This window comes from Aureimonas sp. AU22 (assembly GCF_001463745.1).
In the GTDB taxonomy this organism is placed as follows: Bacteria; Pseudomonadota; Alphaproteobacteria; order Rhizobiales; family Rhizobiaceae; genus Aureimonas.
In genome coordinates, this window is sequence record NZ_BBWJ01000025.1 from 43,752 (window position 1) to 61,266 (window position 17,515).

Below are 17,515 nucleotides of genomic sequence, written 5' to 3' on the forward strand. Positions count from 1 at the left end.
TCGACATGGAACTCGGATTGAAGGGGCGGACCGTAATCATCACCGGTCCGGCCAAGGGAATGGGCGCGGCGGTGAGCCTCGCCTTTGCGGACGAGGGATGCCGGCTTGTGCTGGCGGGCCGCGACACGGCGGCGATCGCGCCGGTGGCCGAGGACGCGCAACGGCGCGGGACGCAAGCCATCGTCGTCGCCTGCGACGTCACCCGCGAGGGCGACGCGGAAGCGCTGGCGGACGAGGCCACGGCAGCCTTCGGCCGGATCGACGTCCTCGTCAACGTCGCGGGCGGCTCCGGCCCGATCGGCAAGACCGGCTGGGAGACGACGGCGGCCGAGTTCGACGAGATCGTCACGCTCAACATGGCCGGCTGCTTCAACACGATGCGCGCGGTGATGCCGGCGATGATCGCGGGCGGCGGCGGGCGCATCGTCAATGTCGGCGGCACGTTCGGCATGCGCGGCCGGGCCGGGCGCATGGCCTACTCGGCATCGAAATGGGGCCTTCGCGGCATCACCAAGTCCTTCGCCCTCGAGGCCGGGCCGCACAACGTCAACGTCAACTGCGTGGCGCCCGGCATGGTGGACGGCCCGCGATTCCGCACGAAGGTCGTGCCCGAGATGGCCGCGCGGCTCGGCATCACCGAGGACGAGGCCGCCCGGCGCCATGCCGAGGACTACGCGCTGCGGCGCGTTTCCACCGACGAGGACGTGGCCCATGCCTGCGTCTTCCTCGCCAGCGACGCCGCCCGCCAGATCACCGGTGTCGACCTGCCGGTCGACGGCGGCTGGGCCATGCTCTGAAAGGACCCGCCATGACGAACGAACCCCAGCCCACTGCCGACCTCGTCATCCGCGGCGGCACGATCGCCGGCGAGACGGGTACGCTGGACGCGGCACTCGCCGTCCGCGACGGCGTGATCATCGCCGTCGGCATGCCCGACGCCATGCCGCCGGCTCGCGAGACCCTCGATGCCACCGGCCTGCATCTCCTGCCGGGCGCGATCGACGCGCATGTCCATTTCCGCGAGCCCGGCTACACGCACAAGGAGGACTGGGGCACCGGCACGGCGGCGGCCGCCATGGGCGGCGTCACCACGGTCTTCGAGATGCCCAACACCAACCCGCCGACGGGCACTCGGGAGGCCCTCGCGCTGAAGCTGAAGGCGGCCGAGAAGGCGCATGTCGATTTCGGCATCTACGGCCTTCTCGCCGAGGACAATATCGACCAGCTCGAAGCCCTGATCGAAGGGGGTGTCGCCGCCTTCAAGTGCTTCATGGGCAACACGTTCGGCAACCTGCCCTCGCCCTCCACCGGCGCGATGCTCGAAGGGTTCGAGATCCTCGCCAGGCACGGGCTGCGCTGCTCGCTCCATGCCGAGACGGCCTCGATCATGGCCTGGCGCCAGCGCAAGCTCGCGGCCGCCGGACGCCACGATCCGCTCGCCCATCTCGCCTCGCGCCCGGCGGTGGTGGCGACGGAGGCGGTGGCCCGCGCCGCGATCCTCGCCGAATGGACCGGCGCGCGCATCCACATCCTCCATATCTCGTCGGCCGACGAACTGCGCCCGCTTCGCGAGGCGAAGGCGAGGGGCGTCGACATCACCGGCGAGACCTGCCCGCACTACCTCCTGTTCGACGAGAACGCCTACGAGATGCTGGGCTCGATCATCCGCGTCAATCCGCCGGTGCGCGAGCGCCATCACCAGGCAGCGCTCTGGGAGGCTCTCCAGGACGGCACGATCGACATGATCGCCACCGACCACGCGCCCCACGACCCCGCCGAAAAGCGCCGCGACGACATCTGGACCGCCGATTGCGGCTTTCCCGGCGTCGAGACGCAGATGCAGCTGATGCTGACCGCCGTCAACGAAGGGCGCTTCACGCTCGCCGACTACGTGCGCATGTCGGCCGCCGCCCCGGCGCGCGCCTTCGGCCTCTTCCCGCGCAAGGGCTCGCTCACGGTGGGCGCCGACGCCGACATCGCCTTCGTGGATATGAAGCGGCGCCACGTGATCCGCGCGGCGGAGCTCCATTCGCGCGGCAAGATCACGCCGTTCGAGGGCATGGAGACGGTGGGCCTGCCCATCCACACCATGGTGCGCGGGCGCTTTGCCATGCGCGACCGGACGCTCGTCACCGACACCGCCGGCTGGGGTCGCTCGGTGCGCCGGGTGCAGGCGATGCCGACGCCCCGACCGCGAAACCTAGACCAGACGATGGAGGCCGTGCTCCGCCCGCCGACACCGGCTTCGGCGCGACCGCGCGCCGCGGCGTGACATGAGGAGGAGGCCATGCAGATGCTGAGCGTCAACGACACCGCGGGGGCCCGGCCCTTCGACCCCGACGCGCCGCCCTCGCCGGTGCCGCTCATTCAGTTCGACGGGGCGGCGCTCGCCTACGGGCGGGGCGGGACGGCGGTCCAGGCGCTGGCCGAGACCGACCTCAAGGTCTTCGCCGGCGACTTCGTGGCGCTGGTCGGTCCGTCCGGCTGCGGCAAGTCGACGATCCTGAAGCTCGTCGCCGGGCTGATCCGGGCGACCGCCGGCTACGTGTTCGTCGGCGGGCGCGAGGTCGGCGCCGAGGACGTGCGCATCGGCATGGCCTTCCAGAACCCGACGCTCCTGCCCTGGCTGACGATCCGCGACAACATCATGCTGCCGCTCAAGATCGTTCCCGGCTTTCGCGAGCACTGGCGGAGCAAGCGCCGGGCTGAGTACCGCGAGAGGGCCGAGGCGCTGCTCGCCAAGGTCGGGCTCGCGGGCTTCGGCGACCGCTATCCCTGGCAGCTCTCGGGCGGCATGCAGCAGCGCGCCTCGCTCTGCCGTGCCTTGATCCACGAGCCGACCCTGCTTCTCCTCGACGAGCCCTTCGGCGCGCTCGACCAGTTCACCCGCGAGGAACTCTGGGAGATCCTCCAGTCGCTGTGGATGGAAACGCGCCCGACCGTCCTTCTCGTGACCCACGACCTGCGCGAGAGCGCGTTCCTCGCCAACCGCATCGTCGTCATGAGCGCGCGGCCCGGCCGCATCCTTGTCGACGAGCACGTGCCCTTCGCCCGCCCGCGCACGATCGACACCACGGCGGAGCCGGCTTTCGTGGCGCTCGGCCACCGCCTGCGCACCCTGATCGTCCAGGCGCGCACCGCCGCCAAGGAGGCCTGATCGATGAGCCTGTCCCGCGAACGCTTCGGCTCGCTTCTCGTCATCCTCGGCTTCTTCGCGCTGTGGGAGGCCGCGTGCCTCGCCTTCGCGATCAGCCCGCTCGTGCTGCCGCGCCCGAGCGAGATCGTGACGGTGCTCGTCACGCGCTGGCCCGCCCTCATGCCCCACGCGGTGCAGACGCTCTATACGACGCTCGTCGGCTTCGCGCTCGGGGTCTCGCTCGGCGTCGTCATCGGCATGGTGATCGGCTCCTCGCGCTTCGCCTACAAGGTGGCCTTTCCGCTGCTCGTCGGCTTCTCCTCGATCCCCAAGGTCGCGGTGGTGCCGATCTTGGTCCTCTGGTTCGGGGCGGGCACGGTGCCGGCGATCATCACCGCCATGATCATCTCGATCTTCCCGGTGGTGGTGAACGTGGCGACGGGCCTTGCGACCACCGAGCCCGAGCTCGAGGACGTCCTGAAGACCTGGAAGGCGAGCCGCACCGACATCCTCTTCAACGTCGGCCTGCCCCGGACGATGCCCTACCTCTTCGCCTCGCTCAAAGTCGCGGTCACCCTCGCCTTCGTCGGCACGGTGATCGCCGAGACGGTGGCTTCCAACAAGGGCATCGGCAACATGATGCTGATCGCCTCGTCCAACTTCAACGTGCCGCTGGTCTTCGCCGGCCTCTTCATCCTCGCCGGTCTCGGGGTCGCGCTCTACGCCGCCTTCTCGCTGGTCGAGAAGCGCGTCACCGGCTGGGCCAACCGCAAGACCGAATTCGCCCTGGGCTGACGGCCCGGCGCCCTTCGAAGGAACGAGATCATGACCTGTCGACCGCTCGCCGGTGCCCTCGCCCTGGCCACCCTGTGGCTTGCCGCCACGCTTCCCGCCGCCGCCGCCGAGAAGGTGCCGATCCGCTTCACGCTGGACTGGGTTTACCAGGGCATCCACGGCCCCTTCCTCCTCGCCAAGGAGAAGGGCTATTTCGACGCCGAAGGGCTCGACGTCACGATCGACCAAGGCGAGGGCTCGGCCGCCACCGTCACGCGCATCGCGTCGGGCACCTACGACGCCGGCTTCGGCGACATCAACGCCGTGATCCAGCAGGCGGCGAGCGCGCCGGACACCGCGCCCGTAATGGTCTACCAGGTCTACAACGCCGCGCCCTTCTCGGTACTCACCAAGGCCGACAGCGGCATCGCCGAGATCGCGGACCTTGCGGGCAAGACGGTCGGCGGTCCGGCCTCGGCCGCGGCGACCAAGCTTCTGCCGTTGCTTCTCAAGGCCAATGCGGTGGATCCTGCGAGCGTCGAGGTGCTCAACATGCAGGCGAACCTCCAGGAGCAGATGCTGCTGCGGGGTGAGGTCGCGGCATCTCTGGTCTTCAACGTCACGAGCTACGTCAATCTCCTGTCGCAGGGGCAGGACCCCGAGCGCGACTTCCACTGGATCGACTTTGCGGCCAACGGGCTCGACCTCTATTCCAACGGCGTCATGGTCTCCCGGCGCCTCGCCACCGAGAAGCCGGAGGCCGTGCGCGGTCTCGTGCGCGCCATCAATCGCGCGATGGTCGAGGTCGCGGCCGATCCGGCGCTCGGCGTCGCCGCGCTGACCGCGATCGAGCCGCTGGTGAATGCCGAGGCGGAAACGGCGCGCATGCGCTTCGCGCTGGCCCGCGTGATCGAGACCGAGGAGGCGAAGCGGCTGGGGCTCGGCGATCTCGACGACGCCCGCCTCGGACGCGCGATCGGCTCGATCGCGGAGGCCTACGGGCTCGAGCGCAGCCCGGCCCCGTCCGACGTCTTCGATCGCTCCTTCCTGCCGCCGCAGGCCGAGCGCATGCCCGGTGGCGCGTCGCAGTGACCCGCACGAGCATCCCTTGCCTCGGCGCGCTTTGCGCCGAGGGTTTCGGCTCACGCGATCCCGTAACGCTGACCCTCGCGGATGGGCGGATCGCCTCGGTCGCGCCGGGCACGGCCGCTGACCCGACCCTTGCCATGCCGGTCCTCGTCAACGCGCACGACCACGCGCGGCCGGTACGGGCGAGTTCCTTCGGGGCGGCGGGCAAGCCGCTGGAACTCTGGCTGTCCACTCTCGCGCTGCTGCCGCCGATCGACCCCTATCTCGCGGCCGCCGCCTCGCTCGGGCGCAGCGCGCTCGGCGGCGCCGGCGTCGTGATGGTGCATCACACGCGCTTCCGATCCTTCGCCGCCGTGCCGGACGAAGCGGCCGCGACGGCCCGGGCCGCCCGCGACGTCGGCGTGCGCATCGGTTTCGCTGTCGCGCTTCGCGACCGCAACCCGCTGGTCTACGGCCCGTCCGAAGCCGTTCTGAACGCGCTGCCGGGTGACGCGCGCGCCGAGATCGCCGCGCGCGTCTCGGCCCCCGCGCCGGACGTGCCCGCGCAGATCCGCCTCGTCGACGAGGTCGATGCGGCGCTCGGCGAGGGCGTGCGTGCCCAGTACGGGCCGACTGGGCCGCAATGGTGCAGCGACGAACTGCTCGTCGCGGTGGCCGAGGCCTCGGGCCTCACCGGTCGGCGCGTCCACATGCATCTCCTGGAAACCCGCTATCAGCGCGAATGGGCCGACCGGCAGGATAAGCCCGGCGGGCTCGTGCGCTGGCTCGCCGACATCGGCCTCCTCTCGCCGCGCCTGACGCTCGCCCACTGCACCTATGCCCGGCCGGACGAGCTGGAGCTGATCGCGCAAAGTGGTGCGACGATCGCGGTCAACACGAGTTCCAACCTCCAGATCCGCTCCGGCATCGCTCCCCTCGCCGCGATGCGCCGGGCGGGCTGCCGCGTGGCGCTCGGTCTCGACGGGCTCGGTCTCGACGAGGACGACGACGCGTTGCGCGAGATGCGGCTGGCCCATCTCCTCCATCGCGGCTGGGGTTTCTCGCACGAGTTCGGCGATGCCGACATCCTGGCGATGGCGACGCGCAATGGACGGCCCGCGGTGCTCGGCGAGGAGGAGGGCGGGCGTATCGCGAGCGGCGAGCCAGCCGATCTCCTCCTCCTCGACATGGACCGGCTGGACGAGGACCGCCTGCCGATCACGCCGGAGCCCGGCGGCCTCCTTCTGGCGCGCGGCACCCGGCACCACATCGCCGAGGTGATCGTCGGCGGACGCAGCATCGCCAAGGGCGGCCGCCTCGCCGGCATCGACCACGAGGCGCTCACCCGCGAGCTTCTGGCCGAGGTGCGCCACGGCATGGTCGCCTCCGGCCGCCTTGCCGCGGCGCTGCCGCATCTGGAAGCCGCGATGCGCGATCATTTCCATGGCCCCGCCTGCTGCTGACCCCCTAAGGAGCATCCCTTCGTGTCGCCCTCCTGCCCTTCGACGCGCCTCCACCGCGTTCCCGCCGCAGCGCCCGACGACGTGTCGGGCTTGGAGCATCTCGTCGCCAGCGGCGCGCTCGATCCCGCCGGCATTCTCGCCATTCTCGGCAAGACCGAGGGCAACGGCTGCGTCAACGACTTCACGCGGGGCTTTGCCACCCGCGCGCTCGCCGACTTCCTGGCCGGCCATGTCGGCCGGGAGCGGGCGGCCGGCGTCGTGCTGGTCATGTCGGGCGGCACGGAAGGCGCGCTCGGCCCGCACTGGCTCGTGTTCGAGCGGGTCGGGGACGGGGAGGGGCCGGCGTATCCGGACGGCTCGCTCGCGATCGGCACCGCCGTCACCCGCGATCTCCTGCCCGAGGAGATCGGTCGCGGCGCGCAGATGGAGGTTGTGCGGGCAGGCGTCGGGGAAGCCATGGCGGCGGCCGGCATCGCCGGCGCGGAGGACGTTCACTTCGTTCAGATCAAGTGCCCGCTCCTCACCTCGGCCCGCATCGCGGAGGCTGCGGCGCGCGGCGAGAGCTGCGCCGTGTCCGACACGCTGAAGTCGATGGGCCTGTCGCGCGGGGCGAGCGCGCTCGGCATCGCGCTGGCGCTCGGGGAACTCGATGCCGCCGACGTGCCGGACAGCGCCATCGGCCGCGACATGACGCTGTTCTCCGGCCGCGCCAGCACCTCGGCCGGCATCGAGCTGATGGGCCACGAGATCCTCGTGCTCGGCATGAGCCGGAACTGGCGTGGGCCGCTCGCGGTGGCGCATGCGGTGATGCGCGATGCGATCGACGCGGCCGCCGTGCACGCCTGCCTCGACGGGCTCGGCGTGCCCGCCGGCGCCCGCTTCGAGGCGCTCCTCGCCAAGGCCGAGGCCTCGCGCACCGGCCTCGTGCGCGGCGTCCGGCACACGATGAACGACGACAGCGACATCTCGGCGACGCGCCATGCGCGCGCCTTCGTCGGGGGCGTGCTGGCCGGGCTCACCGGCACGACGGAACTTTTCGTCTCGGGCGGCGCCGAGCACCAGGGGCCGGACGGCGGCGGGCCGGTCGCCGTAATCGCGCGCCGCACCGCGCCGTGAACGCTGGCGTCTTCAGTCCCGGGCGGTCACAGCCATTTCGGCACGTCGATCCGCTCGAACCGCCGGAGCCCGTCGACCAGCGCCGCCGGATCGGCGTCCACGACGATGGAATGGCGGTGCGCGGCCGGCAGGAATCGCTCCACCACCATGTGGTCGATGAAGCCGAGGAAGGCCTGGAAGAAGCCGCGCGTATCGAGCAGCCCCGCCGGCTTGTCGATCTCGGACAGCTGGTTCATCGTCCAGACCTCGAGGAACTCCTCCAGGGTGCCGATGCCGCCGGGCAGGGCGATGAAGGCGTCCGCGAGCGCCGCCATGCGCTCCTTGCGCGCGCGCAAGGTCGGCATGACCTCGAGGTCGCTCAAGGCGGCATGGGCGTGGCCGCGGCCGTGCAGGCGTTCGGTGATCACGCCGTGGACGCGTCCGCCCTCGGCGAGCGCGGCGTCGGCGAGGTGGCCCATCAGCCCCTTGTGCGTGCCGCCGTAGACGATGCCGATGCCCTCCAGGGCCAGCGTCCGGCCGAGCGCCTTCGCGCCTTCGGCATAGGCCTCGTGTCCGCCTGCGTTCGATCCGCAGAAGATGGCGATCGTTCCGATCCGGCGCGACATGGGCTCGTATCCTTTCCGTGATCCAGAACCCGGCACCCATCCGGCCTGTCAGGAGTCGCCCCTACATGACCGAAATCCTCGTCGAGATCGACAGCGAGATCTTCCCCGCGCGTTTCGAGCGCGAGGCGGCGCCCCGCACCGTCGCGGCGGTGGAGGCGATCCTTCCCTATGCCGAACGGATCATCCACGTGCGCTGGTCGGGCGAGGCCTGCTGGATCCCGCTCGGTGAGCGCGACTTCGGTCTTGGATACGAGAACGCGACCAGCCACCCCGCGCCCGGCCAGATGATCCTCTATCCCGGCGGCGTCTCGGAAACCGAGATCCTCCTCGCCTATGGTCCCGTCGCCTTCGCCTCCAAGGCCGGCCCCCTGGCGGGCAATCATTTCCTGACGATCACCGACCGTCTGGACGTCCTCGCAGACCTTGGGCGCGGCACGCTCTGGACCGGCGCCAAGGCGATCCGTCTGCGCCGGCCCGTGGCGTGAGGGGCCGACGCGCCCCGGACCGCGGCGCCGGATGGTCGGACCGCGAGCCATTGCGTCGGCGACGCCAGCCGTCCTAGGACGTCGCGACACACCGACGAGCGGGGATCGCATATGGGCGCGCGAGGCGCAGATCGAGGGGAAGCGCCACCCGCGCCACCGGTGACCCGCATCCAGGCCGCCACACGGGCGCAGATCCTCGATGCGGCGCTGGAAATCTTCTCGCGCCACGGGTTTCGCGGATCGACGGTGGACGAGATCGCGGCCCGGGCCGGCCTGTCCAAGGCGAACCTCCTCTACTACTATCGCCGCAAGCAGGATCTCTACGAGGCCGTTCTGGAGCGCACGCTCGGGGAATGGCTGGATCCGCTCGACGCGCTGGACGTCGACGGAGACCCGGTCGAGGAACTCGGCCGCTACATCACGGCCAAGCTCGCGCTGTCGCTCGAACGGCCGGAGGCGTCGCGACTGTTCGTGAACGAAATCCTCGCCGGCGCGCCCGTCATCCTGCCCACCCTCCAGACGAGGCTGCGGACGCTGGTGTCGGCAAAGGCCGCGATCCTTCGGACCTGGGCGTCGCAGGGGCGACTGGCCCCGGTGGACCCGATCCATCTGATCTTCGCGATCTGGGCGACGACGCAGCACTACGCCGATTTCGCGGTCCAGATCCGAGCGATCCTCGGCCCGGACGTCGAGCGTCCGGACTTCCGGGAAGGGGTCACCCGGTCGGTCCTGTCCGTCATCATCGACGGGGTGCGGCCTCGCTGAACGCGCCGGGCCCTGCCATCTCGGTCGCGCCGAGCGCTTGAGGCACGTGGTAGGCGCGATCGAAATAGATCAGGCCTTTCCCCTCGGCGCGCGATCGCACCGACACGACGCGGCAGAAGAAGACGTCGTGCGTGCCCGCCTGCGTCGCCGTCGCGATCTCGCAGCCGAACGAGGCGAGGGCGCCCTCGAGTTCGGGCGTTCCGCCCGCATTCTCGCGCCAGCTTGCCGCGGCGAAGCGCTCCGCGACGGGCGTCTTGCCCCCGAACACGCGGCTCAGTTCGGCATGCTCGGCAGCCAGCACGTTGACGCAGATCCGCCCGTTCCGCCGGACGGGCGCGTAGGTCGAGGACGCCCGGTTGACGCAGACCAGAAGCGTCGGCGGGTCGTCGGTGACGCTGCAGACCGCGGTGGCGGCAAAGCCGGCACGCCCGCCCGGCCCGTCGGTCGTGACGATGGTGACGGCGGCGCCGAGCCTTGCCATCGCGTCGCGGAAGGCGAGGCGGTCGATTTCGTGGTGCTCGGCATGGGGCGCGGCGGACGCGCATGCGACGGTCATCGGGGTCCTATCCTTTCCGGGAAGCGAGGAACGAGCCGACGGCGGCATTGAACCAGGCGGGTTCGGTGATGTTGACGGCATGGGCGCCGAAGTCCGACAGCGCGAGCGCCGCGTGCGGGATCGCTTCGGCGAGGGCGAGCGAGCGCGTGTAGGGCACGAGGAGGTCGTCCCGGGCCGCCACCACCAGCGTCGGCACCGGGATTTGGCCGAGCCGTGCCTCGACGTCGAAGGCGCGTAGCGCGGCGATGCGCGCCAGAACGTTCTCTCGCCCCTGGAAATGCGCGATGCCATGGGCGATCTCGGCGCGCAGCCGCTCGGCATGCTCCGCCATCCAGACCGCGGGATAGAGGAACAAAGGCTGCGCCTCGACGAAGGCTTCCACCCCCGCCTTTTCCAGAAGCGCGATCCGCGTGTCGAAGCAGCGTCCGGAATGGGGATCGGCGCGGCCGAAGGCGTTGACGAGGACGAGGCTCTCGACGGGCGAAGCGGAGCGGAGCGCCAGATCGAGGCCGATCAGGCCGCCGAGCGCGTGGCCGACGAAATGGAAACGCTCGATGCCGGCCGCGACCGCAAGTTGGAGGACGTCGTCCGCCATGGCGGCGATCGTCCCCTCGGCCCGGCCCCCGCTGCGGTTGGTGCCGCGATGGTCGTAGGTGACGACCCGGAAATCCTGCGCCAGCATCTCGATCTGCGGCGCCCAATAGGCACCGGCGCCGCCGAGGCCCGACGAGAGGATCACCGTCGGCGCGCCGGCGTCGCGGCGTCCCCGGATCTCGTGGTGCAGCGTCATGGGCGGCCGATATGGGCGACGCTCGCGATCTCGATCAGCGCGTCGGGCTTCACGAGGCCGCAGAGCACGCAGTATCGCGCCGGCTTGTCGCCCGGAAAATACTCGGCATAGACGGCGTTCACCGCCGCGTAGTTCGCCCAGTCGGTGAGGAAGATGTGGTTCATGGTGACGTCGGCCATCGTGCCGCCGGCGGTCTCGATCACCCGCTTGATGGTCTCGATGACGTGGCGCGTCTGCGCCGCCGCGTCGCCGACATGGACGACGTCGTTGTTCGCATCGAAGGGGAGGGTCCCCGACACGTAGACCACGCCGTCGGCGAGCGTGCCCGGCGAGAAGGGGGCGATCGGCTTCGACGTGCCTTCGGGGACGACGATGGATTTGGGCATGGAGGCTCCTGGTTCAGGCGGAAGGAGATGCGGGCGGGACTTGCGAGACGGCGCCGCAGAAGTCGGCGACCGTCGACACCCATCCGAAGAAGGTCTCGATGTTGTAGGCGGCCGCTTCCTGGACGGCGGGCGGACCCAGCTGGTGGGTCGCGTCGGCCAGCATCACCGCGAAATATTCGAGGTGGAACGCGTCGCGCAGCGTGCTCTCCACGCAGACATTCGTGGCGATGCCGACGAAGACGAGGGTGCGGATGCCGCGCGCGCGCAAGGTGCTGTCGAGCGTCGAGTTGAAGAAGCCGCTGTAGCGGGTCTTCGGCACCAGGAGATCGCCGGGGCGCGGCTCCAGCCCGTCGACGATCGCATAGTCCCAGGTGCCCTTGGCGAGCAGCGTGCCCTGAAGCTCGGGGCGGCGGCGCATGGTTTTGAGCGCATTCGACTTGTGCCAATTGGGCGAGCCGGGGCCGCCGGCTTCCTGGTAGTCCCGGTCCCAGCCGTTCTGGAGGTAGACCACGAGGACGCCGGCCGCGCGCGCCGCTGGCAGCACCTTGCCGATGGCTCCGATCGTGCCGGCGGCGCCCGCGATGTCGAAGCCGGCGAGATCCACGTAGCCGCCGGGCGTCGCGTAGGCGTTCTGCATGTCGACCACCACGACGGCGGTCTCGTGGGGTTTCAACGACAGCGGCTCGGGGCGCGCCGGCAGGGCCACGCTCTCGAACGTCTGCGGGCGAGGCACGTGGCCGGCAGTGGGCAGGGCGCTCATTCGGCGGCCTCCAGCTGCGCCGTGACATGGCGGCGCGATTGCATCAACGGCTGGATGCGGGTGCCGAAGGCCTCGACCCCTTCCACGAAGTCGTCGAAGGTCAGGAGCACGCCGCCGGTGCCCGGCACCTCGGCCACCTCGTCGAGGAGCCGCGCCACCGTCTCGAAGGAGCCGACCAACGTTCCCATGTTGATGTTCACCGCCGAGACCGGGTCGGCCATCTGACGGACGTTGGTGTCCGGGCCGGATTTGGTGTCGGCGGCGCCCTGGACCCCGAGCCAGGCGATGGCCTCTCCGTCGGCGCCGGCCTTGTAGTGCTCCCACTTGGCGCGGGCCGCCTCGTCGGTCTCCTCGGCGATGATCATGAAGAGCACGAAGGTGGAGACGTCGCGCCCCGTCTCGGCGGTCGCCTTGGCCAGTCGTTCGGTGTTGCCGGCGAAGGCCTTGGGCGTGTTGACGCCGACGCCGAAGCAGAAGTTGTAGTCGGCATAGCGCGCCGAGAAGGCCATGCCGGCATGGGACGAGCCGGCGCAGATGATCTTCACCGGTACCTGCGGCTGCGGCGACAGGCGGCAGTCGTCCATCTGGAAGAACGCGCCCTTGAGGTCGGACCGGCCGGTCTCCCAGAGCTCGCGCAGGATCGTGGCGTATTCCGCGAGATAGTCGTAGCGCCGGGCGAAATACTCGTCGCCGGGCCACAGGCCCATCTGCGAGTATTCCGGCCGCTGCCAGCCGGTGACGAGGTTGAGCCCGAAGCGCCCGTCCGAGATGCTGTCGATCGTCGAGGCCATCCGTGCGACGATCGCCGGCGGCATCACCAGCGTCGCGGCGGTGGCGAAGAGGCGGATGCGGGTGGTGACGGCGGCAAGGCCCGCCATCAGCGTGAAGCTTTCGAGATTGTGGTCCCAGAACTCGGTCTTGCCGCCGAAGCCGCGCAGCTTGATCATCGACAGCGCGAAGTCGAAGCCGTGGGCTTCCGCGCTCTGCACGATCGCCTTGTTGAGGGCGAAGCTCGGCTTGTACTGCGGCGCGTTCTCCGAGATCAGCCAGCCGTTGTTCCCGATCGGGATGAAGACACCGATTTCCATCCGTCCTCCTCGTGCAAGTGGCGCGGCGGGACTGCCGCTCCAGAGCTTCAGCAACTCGCGTGCCAGAATAAATTGCGCAGGCGAAACAGTGCGTTGGAGCGGACGACCATCGGGCGCCCCGCGCATACCGGAGAAAAACTGACCAAATGGACAAAAATCGAAGGCCGGGTGCCGGTTTGCGCGCCAGCCTCTGGTCACGCGGTCGGCAGATCCCCACGGCCGCTTGCCGCCGACCGGCTCGGGAACAGCCTGCCGGGATGCGCCGCGGTCGCGCAGGCGCAAGATAACGTGCTGTTTGGAATGGAAGAATTTCCGGATACGGCGTCGGATGCACCGGCATCAGCCATCGGGCCTGACGATGGCTGCAACTGCGACGTTTCGCGGCGGAACCAGTTGCCTCAGCGCTTCCGCGCTTCCAGGGCCTTCACCGCCGAGACCACCCCGTCGAGGACCGGCAGTCCGAAACGGTGTGCGAACTGGTCGGCGAGATCCGTCATGCCGGCGCAGCCGAGCACGATGGCACCCGGGCGGTCCTCGGCCAGCGCGAGCGCGATCTCACGCGCCACCGTCTCGCGCGCCGCGCTGCCCGGCTCTTCCAGGGCCAACACCGGCACCTCGGACGCGCGGACGCGCCGGCACAGGTCACCGAGCGCATAGGCCCGCACGTTCTCCTCGATCACGGGAACCGAGACGGAGAGCGTCGTCACCACGCTGAAGGGCCGTCCGCCGGCCCCGGCCGCGCGCATCGCCGCCTCGCCGATGCCGACGACGGGCTTGCGTGTCAGCGCGCGGGCCTTCGCAAGCCCGGTGTCGTCGAAGCAGGCGATCACGAAGGCGTCCGCCTCGGCCTCGCGCTCGCGGATGAGCGCGAGGAGGCCGGGCTCGGCCACCTCGCCGTCGGCCGGTCCCTGGATCGAGGGCGGACCGGCATGGTTGGTGGCGGCGAGGATCGTGGTGCCGGAACCTGCGGCGGCGCAGGCCGCCGCCTCGATCTTGTACGTCATCGAGGCGGTGGCGTTGGGATTGATGAAGAGGATGCGCATGAGCGGCTTTCAGAGCGTCCCCTTGCCGGCGTCGGATGCGCCGCGCATGCGCCGCGCGCGAAGCAAGAGGCCGGTGCCGAGCGTCAGGGCGATGACGAGGAAGGAGACCGCCGTCGTCAGCGTGCCGAGCGCGTAGATCGCAGGGTTGGTGACGGTGGTGGTGAGGCCCTGAAGCTCGAGCGGCAGCGTGTTCGGCCCGCCGATCGCCTGGGAGGTGCGGGCGATCTCGTCCCAGGAGAGCGTGAAGCCGAAGAGCGCGACGCCGACGAGATAGGGCGCGATGATCGGCAGCACGACGTGCCGGAACGTCTGCCAGGGCGTCGCGCCGAGATCGCGCGCGGCTTCCTCGTAGGCTGGGTCGAAGCGGTTGAAGACCGCGAACATCACCAGCATCCCGAAGGGCAGCGTCCAGGTGAGATGCGCGCCGAGCGCCGAGGTGAAGAGGCCCATCGCCGACTGGTAGCCCGAGCCCCCGAGCCCGTACGCCTTCGCGACGTCGTCGAAGATGCGGAACTCCAGCGCGATGCCGAGCGAGACCGCGATCGACGGCAGGATCAGGCTGGCGATCGCGGTGTAGAAGAGCAGCGTCGAACCGCGGAACCGGCGCCGGAACGCGAGGCCCGCCAGCACCGAGATCACGACGGTCAGCGCCGTCACCACGAGCCCCAGCCGGAACGATCGCCCGAAGGCCGCCCAGACGTCGACCACGCCGAGCCCTTCCCACAGGACGCCGAACCAGTGGGTCGAGAACCCGCGCATCGGGAAGGTGAGTCCACCCTCCGGCCCCTGGAACGAGAGGATCAGGACGGTCAGCGTCGGCCCGTAGAGGAAGAGCACGAAGAGGGCGAAGAAGATCGCCAGCGGCACGAAGGCGCGGGAGCGTTTTTCCGACACGTCACAGCTCCTTACGGATGTCGACGACGCGCAGGAGCGCGAAGACGATGAGGAGGACGGTGGCCAGAAGCACCACCGCATTGGCGGCCGCGATCGGGAACTGGAGATAGCTGATCTCGGTCTGGATCGTCTTGCCGACGGAGGCGATCTGCTGGCCGCCCATCAGGCCGACGGTGACGAAATCGCCCATCACGATGGTGAGCACGAAGATCGAGCCGATGGCGATGCCGGTCTTCGACAAGGGAACGATGACGTTCCACAGGATCTGCCAGCCGGAGGCGCCCGCATCGCGCGCCGCCTCGATCAGCGAGCGGTCGATGCGCAGCATCGAGTTGTAGATCGGCACGACCATGAAGAACGTGAACAGGTGGACGAAGGTCAGCGTCACCGAGAAGGAGGAGTAGAGCAGCCAGTCGAGCGGCTGGTCGATCGCGCCGATCCCCATCAGCGTCCGGTTCACCAGCCCCTCGCGCCCGAGAAGCGGGATCCACGAGATCATGCGGATGACGTTGGAGGTCCAGAACGGGATCGTGCAGATCAGGAACAGCACCGACTGCACCGCCTTCGATCGCACCTCGAAGGCGAGAAAGTAGGCGATCGTGAAGCCGATCCCGAGCGTCAGCGCCCAGACCTTCAAGGCAAAGCCCAGCGTCGAGACGTAGGTCCGGAACGTCGTGCACAGCGCCGGCAGCCGCGTGATGCAGCGGTCGAAGACGTCCATGTAGTTCTGCAGCGTGAAGGCCGGCTGGATCTGGTAGTTGTCGTAGGTCCAGAAGCTCACCATCACGATGAAGGCGAGCGGCACCACCAGGAACAACAGGAACACCAGCGCCAGCGGCGCCGCCTGGAGATAGGGCGCGAGCCCGTTGCGATCGGTCGCAGCCATGCGGCCTCCGTGGGTGGGAAGATCGTGGCGGGGCTGCCGCCCCGGGCCCCGCTCGTGGCCTGACGTCCCCGAACCCCTGTCTTCTTTCGGGACTTTTCCGAAGTTCGGGAGGGCCACCGGCCCTCCCGAACTTCGGACACATCTCAACAGACGAGGGGTCCAGGGGAATTCAATTCCCCTGGCGGGATGCAGGGGCAGCGCCCCTGCGACAACTGCCGCACCTCAAGCCGCGACGAACTCGTTCCACTTGCGGACCATGTAGGCGTCCTCGTCCATCACCGCGTTCCAGCAGGCGACGGCGCCCATGCGCTCGGCGAACGAGCCGCCGTCGCGTGTGTCGCCGGTCTTGGCGATGACGGCGCCCTGGGGGGAGAGGATGTCCTTCTCCGCCGGCTTGCCCTCCATCCAGTAGGCCCATTCGTAGGGCTCCATGTTCGCCTGGGCGGTGGGCAGCACTGCGGCGTAGTAGCCCTGGCGGTTGAGGAAGGCACCGGCCCAGCCGGAGAGGAACCAGTTGACGAACTCGTAGGCGGCGTCGAGCTTCGGGCCGTCGAGTGTGGCGGGCAGGGCGAAGCCGGAGGCCCAGGCGCGATAGCCTTCTTTCAGCGGCTGGAAGCGGCAGTCGATGCCCTTGGCGCGCACGGCGGTGACGGCGGGCGACCACATGGACTGGATCACGGTCTCGCCGGACGCCATGAGGTTGACGCTCTCGTTGAAGTCCGACCAGAGGGCGCGGAACTGGCCGCCTTGCTTGGCCTCGATCAGCGCGTCGATCGTGAGATCGATCTCGTCGCGGGTCATGTTGCCCTTGTCGGGATACTTGTACTTGCCCGACGCTTCCACCGCCATCGCGGCGTCCATGATGCCGATCGAGGGAATGTTGAGGATGGAGGCGCGGCCCTTGAACTCGGGATTCAGGAGTTCCGACCAGCTTTCGATGGGGCGCTTGATGAGGTCGGGGCGGATGCCGAGCGTGTCGGCGTTGTAGGTGGTGGGGATCAGCGAGATCCACTCGGTCGGGGTCGCCGAGAAGGCCTTGGACTTGTTGGCCTCGAGATAGAGCACCTTCCAGGGCGCCGTGCCCTGTCCGCCGATCGGCTTGCCGTCGATCTCGCCCTTGGTGAAGACGGTGGTGATGTTGTCGAATTCCTTGATGCGCTTGGCGTCCATGCCCATCAGGTTGCCGGTCGGCACGAACTTCTTCAGCGAGAAGTATTCGGTGTCGACGATGTCGAACGTGTTGGGCTGGGTGATGATGCGCTTGGTCACCTCGTCGGTGGTGACGGGAACGTATTCGATGGTGATGCCGAGATCGGCCTTCACCTTGTCGGCGATCTCCTTGGACTGGTTCACCGCCGTGCCGAGATAGCGCAGCGTCTTGGCCTCCTGCGCCCGCGCGCCCGAAACGAACGGGAAGCCGGTGACCTTGGTGGTCACCACGGCGCCGGCGGCGAGCGCTGCGCCGGACTTGAGGAAGGCGCGGCGGTCGAGGCCGGATGTCTTGCTGGTGTCGCTCATGGGCTGTCTCCTGGGGTGAGGGCTGGGAGGCGAAAGGTGTCAGGCGGCCTGGAGGGCGAGCTCGTCGCCGCGCGACCAGTGGACGGCGCGCGTCTGCCCGAGCTCGGCGGGCGTGGCGTTGAAGACTTCCTCGGGGATCACGGCGGTGATATCGCCGGCCTCGCCCGCGTGGACCACGACGG

The 17,515-nt window shown here is 69.5% G+C and carries 19 protein-coding genes; 9 read left to right on the forward strand and 10 right to left on the reverse strand.

The window, feature by feature from the left end; all coding sequences use genetic code 11:
- The first annotated feature begins 5 nt into the window (after nucleotides 1-5).
- Genes AUL34_RS09000 through AUL34_RS09030 form a run of 7 tightly spaced genes read left to right on the forward strand, consistent with a single transcriptional unit; the run spans nucleotide 6 to nucleotide 7,557 of the window.
- Nucleotides 6-797: an SDR family NAD(P)-dependent oxidoreductase gene (locus tag AUL34_RS09000; RefSeq protein WP_061933376.1), complete on the forward strand. Its 792-nt coding sequence runs from the start codon at nucleotides 6-8 to the stop codon at nucleotides 795-797.
- An 11-nt stretch (nucleotides 798-808) separates the two neighbouring features.
- On the forward strand, nucleotides 809-2,272 hold the full coding sequence (allB, locus tag AUL34_RS09005; RefSeq protein WP_061933378.1) for an allantoinase AllB: 1,464 nt from the start codon (nucleotides 809-811) through the stop codon (nucleotides 2,270-2,272).
- A gap of 15 nt (nucleotides 2,273-2,287) precedes the next feature.
- Nucleotides 2,288-3,157 (forward strand): ABC transporter ATP-binding protein, encoded by an 870-nt coding sequence (locus tag AUL34_RS09010; protein WP_244492498.1) that lies wholly within the window; start codon nucleotides 2,288-2,290, stop codon nucleotides 3,155-3,157.
- Nucleotides 3,158-3,160: 3 nt separating this feature from the next.
- Nucleotides 3,161-3,931, forward strand: coding sequence for an ABC transporter permease (locus AUL34_RS09015; protein WP_061933380.1), 771 nt, complete (start codon nucleotides 3,161-3,163; stop codon nucleotides 3,929-3,931).
- Between the two features lie 30 nt (nucleotides 3,932-3,961).
- Complete coding sequence (locus AUL34_RS09020) at nucleotides 3,962-5,002, forward strand: ABC transporter substrate-binding protein (RefSeq protein WP_061933382.1); 1,041 nt, start codon at nucleotides 3,962-3,964, stop codon at nucleotides 5,000-5,002.
- Nucleotides 4,999-6,441, forward strand: a complete 1,443-nt coding sequence (locus AUL34_RS09025) for an amidohydrolase family protein (protein WP_061933383.1) — start codon at nucleotides 4,999-5,001, stop codon at nucleotides 6,439-6,441. Before AUL34_RS09020 ends, AUL34_RS09025 begins: the two co-directional genes overlap by 4 nt.
- Before the next feature lie 21 nt (nucleotides 6,442-6,462).
- A complete protein-coding gene (locus AUL34_RS09030) occupies nucleotides 6,463-7,557 on the forward strand; it encodes a ring-opening amidohydrolase (protein ID WP_061933385.1) in 1,095 nt (364 codons plus the stop codon).
- A gap of 26 nt (nucleotides 7,558-7,583) precedes the next feature.
- Here AUL34_RS09030 and AUL34_RS09035 read toward each other — a convergent pair whose 3' ends face one another.
- Nucleotides 7,584-8,162: a TIGR00730 family Rossman fold protein gene (locus AUL34_RS09035; RefSeq protein ID WP_082653258.1), complete on the reverse strand. Its 579-nt coding sequence runs from the start codon at nucleotides 8,160-8,162 to the stop codon at nucleotides 7,584-7,586.
- Between the two features lie 65 nt (nucleotides 8,163-8,227).
- On the opposite strand from AUL34_RS09035, the gene AUL34_RS09040 reads away from it, so the two are divergent.
- Entirely contained in the window at nucleotides 8,228-8,647 is a 420-nt protein-coding gene (locus AUL34_RS09040) for a DUF3830 family protein (protein WP_061933386.1), read from the forward strand.
- Nucleotides 8,648-8,758: 111 nt separating this feature from the next.
- Nucleotides 8,759-9,412 (forward strand): TetR family transcriptional regulator C-terminal domain-containing protein, encoded by a 654-nt coding sequence (locus tag AUL34_RS09045; RefSeq protein ID WP_061933387.1) that lies wholly within the window; start codon nucleotides 8,759-8,761, stop codon nucleotides 9,410-9,412.
- Here AUL34_RS09045 and AUL34_RS09050 read toward each other — a convergent pair.
- The 9 genes from AUL34_RS09050 to AUL34_RS09090 form a co-directional block, all read right to left on the reverse strand.
- Nucleotides 9,387-9,968 carry a flavin reductase gene (locus AUL34_RS09050; protein ID WP_156420852.1) on the reverse strand — a complete coding sequence of 194 codons (582 nt, stop codon included), beginning with the start codon at nucleotides 9,966-9,968 and terminating at the stop codon, nucleotides 9,387-9,389. The two genes, AUL34_RS09045 and AUL34_RS09050, sit on opposite strands and share 26 nt — an antisense overlap.
- Before the next feature lie 7 nt (nucleotides 9,969-9,975).
- Entirely contained in the window at nucleotides 9,976-10,758 is a 783-nt protein-coding gene (gene rutD, locus AUL34_RS09055) for a pyrimidine utilization protein D (protein WP_061933388.1), read from the reverse strand.
- A complete protein-coding gene (gene rutC, locus AUL34_RS09060) occupies nucleotides 10,755-11,144 on the reverse strand; it encodes a pyrimidine utilization protein C (RefSeq protein ID WP_061933389.1) in 390 nt (129 codons plus the stop codon). Before rutC ends, rutD begins: the two co-directional genes overlap by 4 nt.
- Before the next feature lie 13 nt (nucleotides 11,145-11,157).
- The gene (gene rutB, locus AUL34_RS09065) at nucleotides 11,158-11,904 is read right to left on the reverse strand and encodes a pyrimidine utilization protein B (protein ID WP_061933390.1); all 747 of its coding nucleotides are present in this window, start codon (nucleotides 11,902-11,904) and stop codon (nucleotides 11,158-11,160) included.
- The gene (gene rutA / locus AUL34_RS09070) at nucleotides 11,901-12,992 is read right to left on the reverse strand and encodes a pyrimidine utilization protein A (RefSeq protein WP_061933391.1); all 1,092 of its coding nucleotides are present in this window, start codon (nucleotides 12,990-12,992) and stop codon (nucleotides 11,901-11,903) included. The genes rutB and rutA overlap by 4 nt, the downstream gene beginning before the upstream one ends.
- A 398-nt stretch (nucleotides 12,993-13,390) precedes the next feature.
- Entirely contained in the window at nucleotides 13,391-14,035 is a 645-nt protein-coding gene (locus tag AUL34_RS09075) for an aspartate/glutamate racemase family protein (RefSeq protein ID WP_061933392.1), read from the reverse strand.
- A 9-nt stretch (nucleotides 14,036-14,044) separates the two neighbouring features.
- The gene (locus tag AUL34_RS09080; protein ID WP_061933393.1) at nucleotides 14,045-14,929 is read right to left on the reverse strand and encodes an ABC transporter permease; all 885 of its coding nucleotides are present in this window, start codon (nucleotides 14,927-14,929) and stop codon (nucleotides 14,045-14,047) included.
- 1 nt (nucleotide 14,930) lies between these two features.
- Entirely contained in the window at nucleotides 14,931-15,815 is an 885-nt protein-coding gene (locus AUL34_RS09085) for an ABC transporter permease (protein WP_061933394.1), read from the reverse strand.
- A 222-nt stretch (nucleotides 15,816-16,037) separates the two neighbouring features.
- Complete coding sequence (locus AUL34_RS09090) at nucleotides 16,038-17,333, reverse strand: PotD/PotF family extracellular solute-binding protein (protein WP_061933395.1); 1,296 nt, start codon at nucleotides 17,331-17,333, stop codon at nucleotides 16,038-16,040.
- Nucleotides 17,334-17,515: the final 182 nt, after the last annotated feature.